Below are 7,461 nucleotides of genomic sequence, written 5' to 3' on the forward strand. Positions count from 1 at the left end.
CTAGTGCACTGACTCAGACGGATGGTTCAGGGGATCGGCCGACGGCTTCGAGGATATCGGTGGCGGGCTTTGTCCAGACGAAGGGTCTGGCGCGCTGGTTGTGCTCGGCGATGTAGCGTTTGATCGCCGCCTGCAGATCGACGACGCCGGTGAAGGAGCCTCGCCGCAGCCGACGACGGGTCAGCGCTGAGAAGAAGCCCTCGACCGCGTTGAGCCACGAGGCCGAAGTCGGGGTGAAGTGGAACGTCCAGCGCGGGTGCCGGGCGAGCCAGGCGCGCACCTTCGGATGTTTGTGGGTAGCGACGTTGTCGAGGATCGCGTGGATCGCCTTGCCGGACGGGACAGCAGATTCGACGGCGTTGAGGAACCGGATGAACTCACCGTTCCGGTGGCGCTGCATGCAGCGGCCGAGCACGGTGCCCGCCAGGACGTCGAGGGCCGCAAAGAGCGTCGTGGTGCCGTGACGGGTATAGTCGTGGGTCTGGGCGGCAGGATGGCCGGGGGCAGGCGGACGGTCGGGGCGCGTCCGCTCCAGCGCCTGGATCTGGCTCTTCTCGTCGATGGACAGCACCACCGCGTGGGCGGGTGGGGCCATGTAGAGGCCGACGACATCTTCGACCTTGGCGGCGAAAGCGGGGTCGCGCGAGCGCTTGAACGTGCGCAGCCGATGCGGCTGGAGGCGGTGAGCCTCCCAGATCCGCTGCACGGCACGCAACGAGATCCCGACCGCGCGGGCCACGGCCCGGCCGGTCCAGTGGGTGACCTCGCCCGGCGGCTCCGAGCAGGTCAGCGCCAGTACCTCGGCCACCGTCTCGGTTGAATGGGGCGGCGTGCCGGGCGGGCGCGTCTTGTCGCGCAGCAGACCTTCGACGCCAGCCTCGGCGTAGCGCCGCTGCCAGCGCCACACGGCCGGGCGGCTGACGCCCGCCCGCCGGGCGACGTCCTGGACACAAAAGCGCTCGGCCGAGAGCAGGACGATGCGGGCACGCTGGGTATGTTTGAGCGGGCGGGAGCGGTCGCTGGCGATCGCAACCAGTCGTGCCGCATCGCTCGCATCGAGAAGCACACAGACCGTCTGAGCCATGGCCCAGACTCGCACGTCTCATCGGACGCGTGAATCCTCTGTCCGCGTCACTGCACTAGCGACGGACACGGCTGGATCAGGTTGACACGATCTGGCTAAGCCATCTCCACGCCGACTATGCCGGCGGTCTCCTGACGCCGAGCCGCCGCGCACGTTTCGCCAACGCCGAACTCGTGCTTCAGGACGGGGCGACATCGTCCACTCGCGGCTGCTGCAGATGCCGCATCCGGACTGGACGGTGATCTGGGACACCGACCCGGCGCAGGCAATCGCGACGCGGCGGAAGATCCTCGACCGTGCGGCGACGGAGGGTTTGAGCGTTACCGGCATTCGCCTCGCCGCTCGCGATAGTATCGAGCGGGCGGACGCCGACCACGCGCTGCGTTAGAATCCCTTGGTCCTCGATTCGACGCGCTCGCTAAAGCCGAACCGGTATCCGCTCCGACGGAGAGCGCCTCGGGAATCCCGGAGGGGATTAGTCCCCATCGGACGATGGCGATTCCAGCCGATAGAACCTCGACAGGGTGCGGGCGTAGCCTCTTTCGGGATCGTAGGTCAGGAGCTCGCTCGTCCAGATCTCGCCGTCCCTGAGCAGCGGATGGCCGAGGACGATTCCGACGAGATGGGGGACGGGGTACGCGATCACCCGCCACTCCCACAGTCTCGGCGCATCGCGCAGTTCATCCTGACCCGGGTGCCGGCCGCGGGCGATGCGATCGAGGTCGTCGGCGATGGCACGGTACTTCCGCGCGATCTCCGCGAGATGGGGAAAGGGGCCGGGCCCTTGGTTCAGGACAGACATGGACATGCTCCGCCGCCCCGGCGCGCGATGTGGCCGGTTCGAGTGTGAGATTCGGGGTTGGCTTGTGGTGGATGACAGTCGGAGGCGTGGTCGGGCGGGGCGGGGGAACGAACGTCCTCGCCGCGACACGCCTCCGATCTTAGACTCGCAGGTCTTTCAAGGCGTCGCGGCTGGATTGGGTGTGACGCTTCAGAGCCTCGAACGCAGTGCGTCGTCTAAGGATCTCGGCCAAGCCTTCGATGACAGCCTCACGGTCGCCGTCGAGGATCGCGCAGAGGCCTTCGATGGCCTCGGCCAGCGGCTGCAGGTCGCCGATCTCGAATGCCTCAGGAGGAAGCGCGAACATCAGGCCGCCCCCATGTCGAGTGCCGGTACCGGCGTTCCGGCCGAGCTCGCAGGCGCCGAGTGATCCAGCATGATCCGGTCGATGTCTTGAGCGGAGAGGTAGCCGACCTCGGCAAGTTCCGAGGCGATCGCCCGCAGCGCCGTCGTTTGCGTTTCCAGGACAGCACGGGCCCGCGCGTAAGCCCTCCGCAGCCGATCGGAAGCGGTCTCGACGAGCCCGCCTACGAGGAAGATATGCCGTTCGGCCGGGTCGACGTAGTAGGGTCCGAGCTTGCCGAGCCCGAACTGCAGGTCGATGCCGTGGGCGAGCGCCGTTGACTGGGCGAGATCCGATCCCGGGCCGAAGCCGCTGCCGATCGAGACGCCACCGAGTTCGATCTCTTCGGCCACGCGTCCGGCGAGCATCGTCGCGAGGGTCGCCTCGAGCTGCGGCAGCGTCGAAGCACCGTCGACTGGGTACTCGAACTGGGCCTGGCCACCACCGTCGTGGAGCGACAGGTCTACGAGCGCTCCGCAGCCGAGCGACCGGCCGACGATCGCGTGACCCGCCTCGTGGATGGCGGAGCGTCGTCGCGCGTCTGGGGACATCGCGAGCCGCCCCTGACGGATCTCTGCCAGGATGTCGTCGAGGCCGATCTGGCGCCCGGCACGGCGCGCCGCCCCCCTGGCTCGACGCACGAACGCCTCAACATCGGCTCCGGTCTTGCCGCGCGCGGCGAGCGCGAGCGGCATCAAAGAATCTCCGGCCAGCGCCTCGGCGCCGAGATGATGCCGGAAGATCTTCAATAAGCTCGTGGTGTTCGGCCGCTCGATCGCGATCTCGCGATCGAGGCGCCCCGCCCGCTTCACGGCTGGATCGATGTTCTGCGGGTGGTTCGTGGCAGCGACGACGACCACGCCCGGGCGCTCTTCGACGCCGGCGAGCAATTCGAGGAACAGGTTCACCACCTGGGTCCAGTACTGGACGTGCTCGCCGCGGATCTGTGCGCGGTCGGAGATGCCGTCGAGCTCGTCGATGAACAGAATGCAAGGCGCCTGGGTCCGGGCTTGGGCGAACACTCTGCGGATCGCCTGCAGGGTACCGGAGAGGTAATCCGATGCGTTCCACTCCGCGACCGAGGTCGCCACCAGCGGAACCCGAGCGGACTTCGCCAGGGCGCGGGCGAAGCTGGTCTTGCCGACGCCCGGCGGGCCCGACAGCAGCAAACCCCGATTGTCGATCTCGGCCCAGGCGAGGCGACCGAGACGATAGGCTTGCAGGTCAGCAGCAACTGCCAGGCCCCAATCCTTGGCTGCACCATACCCGTCAAGTTCCTCGAGTGTCGGACCCGTTTGAAGGTAGTGGGCTTTGGCTGCGATTACCCGGGCGATTGCATCGATACAGGCATCGGGTGAGGCAGCACCCCGGAATGCGATCGGCAAATCGGCGATGTCGAGGGTGCGAACCAGCTCGGGATCAATCTGCCGTGCTGGGCTTTCCCCGGTGACCGCTTCGATGATGAGGTCGAGCGTGCTCTGATCCAAGCCGGGGAGCGCGATGCGATGCTCGGCAGCGCGCAGGAAATCGCGCGGCAGTTGGCGGATCGGATCGGGTGCGCATCCAACGATGGGAACCCGCGCATGGAGCGCCGAGGCCACCATGAGGTTGCCAGTATCGGGTCTGTGCTCCTTTTGCGAGCCGTCGCGGACGAGCAGGCCGGCCTGCGTCGGTTTCAGAGCGACCGCTCTGTTGCCGCTCAGATCCATCACCCGGACGCCGGGTCGGAAGGCGCATTTTTCAAGGACGTCCCGCACCGGTTCGACGAGATCCGGCATGTGCGTGGTGATGACAACGACCGGGGCTTCGCGCCGCAGACGACGAACGAGGCCGTCCTCGGCCTCGATGGCACGAGCGACCAGCACGGCCACCGCGGCGAGGTCTGCCGGGATGGGCACGTGCTCGGCCTTTTTCTCGCCCTCGGTCTGGGCGAGGATGAGTTCGACCGGATCGTCGCTACTGTCGTCACAATCGGGATCCGAGCTGAATTCGCGTTTGAACTTAGTGTTCTTGCGCTCTTCCTGTGCCAGGGTTCGAAGGAACGCACGGGCAAGCGCATCAGACGGCTTAGCGTCTGGATGCTGGTCGTTCAGCTTCGTTAAGGTCGGCAACATGACGAAATCTCCCGCGGCCGGGCAGCGGCGCCGGCCGTCAGCGTGATGGCTGGATTGGTTGCAGCGACGCGGCTGGCTCGATGGGATCGGAGCGCTCGGCGGGCGTCGGCATCAGGAGATCGCCTCAAACCAGGCGACGAACGTTTATAGAACAAAAAATGAACAAAAACAGCGCCGACCGGCACATATCCACAAGGGAGGCATCGCTTAAGGAGCGACAAATATGGTGTCGTTACGTCCCATTCGTACAAACGTCAGGCTCTTCGGGGACCTGAAAGAATGGCGTCGGAGACCAATACGGTGGCAACGCGTGGTGGGTGCGTGCCGAACTCAGAAGCACGTAGTCGCATGCTGCGGGCAGGTGACCTGCCACGAGCGCATCCCTCCGCGTTACGGAATGGCCCGGTCAGTGTGAGCGGTTTGTCGCGCACCTCAAGTAGTGGCGCCGGATTTCACCAAGCGCGCCATAGATTGGACCCGAGATTTCGGGCAGAGCAAGACCAATATTCCCAGCTGAGCAGCGACTTTGGCAATCTGTCTGAAACGGATAATTTTCCCTACACACCAAGAAGAGTTGTGACACGCGCCGAAATAGGCGGGTCAAGCTGTCTGGCATCTGCTGCACTTACGCTTCCATTTGGGCATCGCGCAAAACGTGTTCGCGGCATCGCTGGTAGGACCGATCGCACACCGGGCACCAGCGGCAGTTTGGAGGCCGTCTGGCTTGGAGGGAGTTCGAAATCAACTGCCAGCGCGATATAGTGGAAGGAACACTCATGCCTCGGTGGGCTCGCGGCAACGGCGCCGGTGCCGCACGGCTGATGCATCTGCTGCGGCTTGCCTCCTCGCGCGAGATCGAATGACAGGGGAAGAGTTTAAGGCTCGCCTACGTCTGCTGCGCCGGACCCAGACCGGTTTCGCGGCTGAGTTGGGCGTGGCGCTCCGTACGGTTCACTACTGGGCGCATCGTGGCCCCCCCTCGGAGGTCAGCTACCTTCTGGACATGTTGACCAGCTTGGAACTCCCATTTGGCCCTGACGCAGCTGCCTCTGATGGCTACATCTCTTCAGCATTATTTACGGACAAGGTCGTGAAGGTCATTAATCGACTAAGCAAGGAGTCGGAAAAATTAGGCCGCGGAACTGAATTCGAGCAGGCAATCACAATTTGGATCAAAGAAAACAGCTAAAGGAAGAACGCATTAAAAGGAATCCTATTAGCTGGCTAAATATTATATGAATGCACATCTTCATTAAAAGATTCACAATAAAAATCTGTTCGGTCCAAGTTTTGCTCGAGATACCCGCAATACCACCGAAAAGATATCATATTGCGCCTGCAAATATTGCCTCTATCATGCGGCAAGCCTCGTTGAGACGAATGGAAACGACTTCCCCGAGCGCGGTTTGGATTGCGCGGTTTGATAGAGGGATATTCCAAACGGCTGACGACTGCAGAGTACCGGATTGCGCTTCCAGCGATCTTGTCGCACACCCGATGCTGCATTCGAGGGTCAATGACATGTCATCAGCATATTTGTCAGACCGACCATACATTAAAACGACAAAAAATACCGGTCAGATGCCGGGATTTCGATCCTTCAAAACATCAGCGCCGATCTTATATCCTGCGCGGTGGCACCACGATCTCTTGATACAACTAACTCTTAATCCATACGTGACGGGAATAAGTCCTTGCAGCACCAAATGGCCTAACGGCGGCTTAAATCTCTTCATAGATTGCGGCGGAGAGATTTTTCAATTGACTGCCATGCGCGATGAAGATTTCAACCAGCTTCAATTCTTAGACAGTCATCTATTTGTGAAACGGTCCGTCGTTTTATCCGAACCGTCACTGTCTAACGCTAGAGCCATCTGGTCAACCAGGCGAACACCAATTTCGCCCAGTAACAGGCTGCGCGTTCTCGAGCGGCTGGCTGCACACCCCAGTGGATTGCCCATATCCCAACTAACGAATTGTATCCAGAATTCCTCAGCCGATCCGATCGATACTATCCTGGCGCTTGTATGCCTTGGGCTTTCGATTTTGGACTTGGGATTGATGCTATGCCCTGACACAATAATCCGTCTGAACAGCCTTTCAGATCGCGATGGCAACCGGCGGCCGCAAAATAGCTTCGAGCATATCGGCGGTCTTCTCGCCAAAGTTAAAGCGGACCAGGCGCCCGTGCTGGACGACGGCCGTTAAGGGAAAGCCCAGGCTGAAGTTCGGCGCCCGAGTGATTCGCGTCGCGCCAGAAAACTGCACCCGAAGTGCCGGTTCAAGCGTCCTCTGTACGAGGCGAATCACCCCCGAAACCGAACAATTTTATCGGCCGAAAAATCGGTCCCCTGTACCCGCGCACTCGACACTCACGCGACATCCTAACAGATGTCGAAGGAATGCTCACGGGTGCACTCAGCCCACTGACGAAACCACATCTGAAGGAATGAAACACGAAATTTGATGTTTTGATCCTTCGGTACAAAGGAATAATGTTCGACCAGCTCGAAAATCCGTTCCTTATGGTCGACTCGACATATTTATTTTTGTGAAACCGTTGACTTCGACACACTTATGTGGCAGCCGACCAAGATGACGATGGTCTGCCGAGTGCGCTATAGCTGCAGACGCAAGCAATAAGCTGTTGCGTTTCTCGTTCCTTTGTATGAACGATTAAGCGAATCGGATTGGGGCCAAGGTCGCGGTCTTTACCAAGACGTCGACTGTCCGCCGTCAGCACCCCTGAGACAGATTGAGGCTCTTCACGAACAGAGGATGGCTGGTTCATCGTAGCCCCCAGGAGCGAAGATGAAACAGACATCCGGGCCGGCGCGGAAGCCGGCAGAAGCCGTGATCAAGGACATCCGCCGGGCCACACGTCGGCAGTTCTCGTCCGAGGAGAAGATCCGCATCGTGCTGGAGGGCCTGCGCGGTGAGGACAGCATCGCCGAGCTGTGCCGGCGCGAGGGCATCGCGTCCTCAATGTACTACGGCTGGTCCAAGGAGTTTCTGGAAGCTGGCAAGAAGCGGCTGGCTGGCGACACAGCCCGAGCCGCGACCGCCGATGAGGTCAAGG

Annotated in this window: 7 protein-coding genes and 1 pseudogene; 3 read left to right on the forward strand and 5 right to left on the reverse strand. The window is 61.9% G+C overall.

What is annotated here, in order from left to right; all coding sequences use genetic code 11:
• Positions 1-13: 13 nt before the first annotated feature.
• A complete protein-coding gene (locus BM396_RS31670; RefSeq protein WP_170867530.1) occupies positions 14-1,084 on the reverse strand; it encodes an IS630 family transposase in 1,071 nt (356 codons plus the stop codon).
• A gap of 32 nt (positions 1,085-1,116) precedes the next feature.
• On the opposite strand from BM396_RS31670, the pseudogene BM396_RS31675 reads away from it, so the two are divergent.
• Positions 1,117-1,472, forward strand: a pseudogene (locus BM396_RS31675) (hypothetical protein); the annotation flags it as partial.
• Between the two features lie 87 nt (positions 1,473-1,559).
• On the opposite strand, the gene BM396_RS31680 reads toward BM396_RS31675, so the two are convergent.
• The 3 genes from BM396_RS31680 to BM396_RS31690 all read right to left on the reverse strand — a co-directional run bounded on the left by BM396_RS31680 (position 1,560) and on the right by BM396_RS31690 (position 4,382).
• Positions 1,560-1,886: a DUF6634 family protein gene (locus tag BM396_RS31680; protein WP_043388257.1), complete on the reverse strand. Its 327-nt coding sequence runs from the start codon at positions 1,884-1,886 to the stop codon at positions 1,560-1,562.
• A gap of 139 nt (positions 1,887-2,025) precedes the next feature.
• Positions 2,026-2,232 carry a hypothetical protein gene (locus BM396_RS31685; protein WP_043388259.1) on the reverse strand — a complete coding sequence of 69 codons (207 nt, stop codon included), beginning with the start codon at positions 2,230-2,232 and terminating at the stop codon, positions 2,026-2,028.
• Positions 2,232-4,382 carry an AAA family ATPase gene (locus tag BM396_RS31690; RefSeq protein ID WP_051976328.1) on the reverse strand — a complete coding sequence of 717 codons (2,151 nt, stop codon included), beginning with the start codon at positions 4,380-4,382 and terminating at the stop codon, positions 2,232-2,234. The genes BM396_RS31685 and BM396_RS31690 overlap by 1 nt, the downstream gene beginning before the upstream one ends.
• A gap of 859 nt (positions 4,383-5,241) precedes the next feature.
• Between BM396_RS31690 and BM396_RS32515 the strand changes: the two genes are divergently transcribed.
• Positions 5,242-5,571, forward strand: a complete 330-nt coding sequence (locus tag BM396_RS32515) for a helix-turn-helix domain-containing protein (RefSeq protein ID WP_139239616.1) — start codon at positions 5,242-5,244, stop codon at positions 5,569-5,571.
• A 911-nt stretch (positions 5,572-6,482) separates the two neighbouring features.
• On the opposite strand, the gene BM396_RS31695 is transcribed toward BM396_RS32515, so the two are convergent.
• Positions 6,483-6,692, reverse strand: a complete 210-nt coding sequence (locus BM396_RS31695) for a hypothetical protein (protein WP_043388260.1) — start codon at positions 6,690-6,692, stop codon at positions 6,483-6,485.
• A 501-nt stretch (positions 6,693-7,193) separates the two neighbouring features.
• Between BM396_RS31695 and BM396_RS31700 the strand changes: the two genes are divergently transcribed.
• Positions 7,194-7,461 (forward strand): transposase (locus tag BM396_RS31700; protein ID WP_139239618.1); only part of this gene is annotated, 268 nt, incomplete at its 3' end.

The sequence above is a fragment of the Methylobacterium sp. UNCCL125 genome, assembly GCF_900116795.1.
Lineage (GTDB): Bacteria > Pseudomonadota > Alphaproteobacteria > Rhizobiales > Beijerinckiaceae > Methylobacterium > Methylobacterium fujisawaense.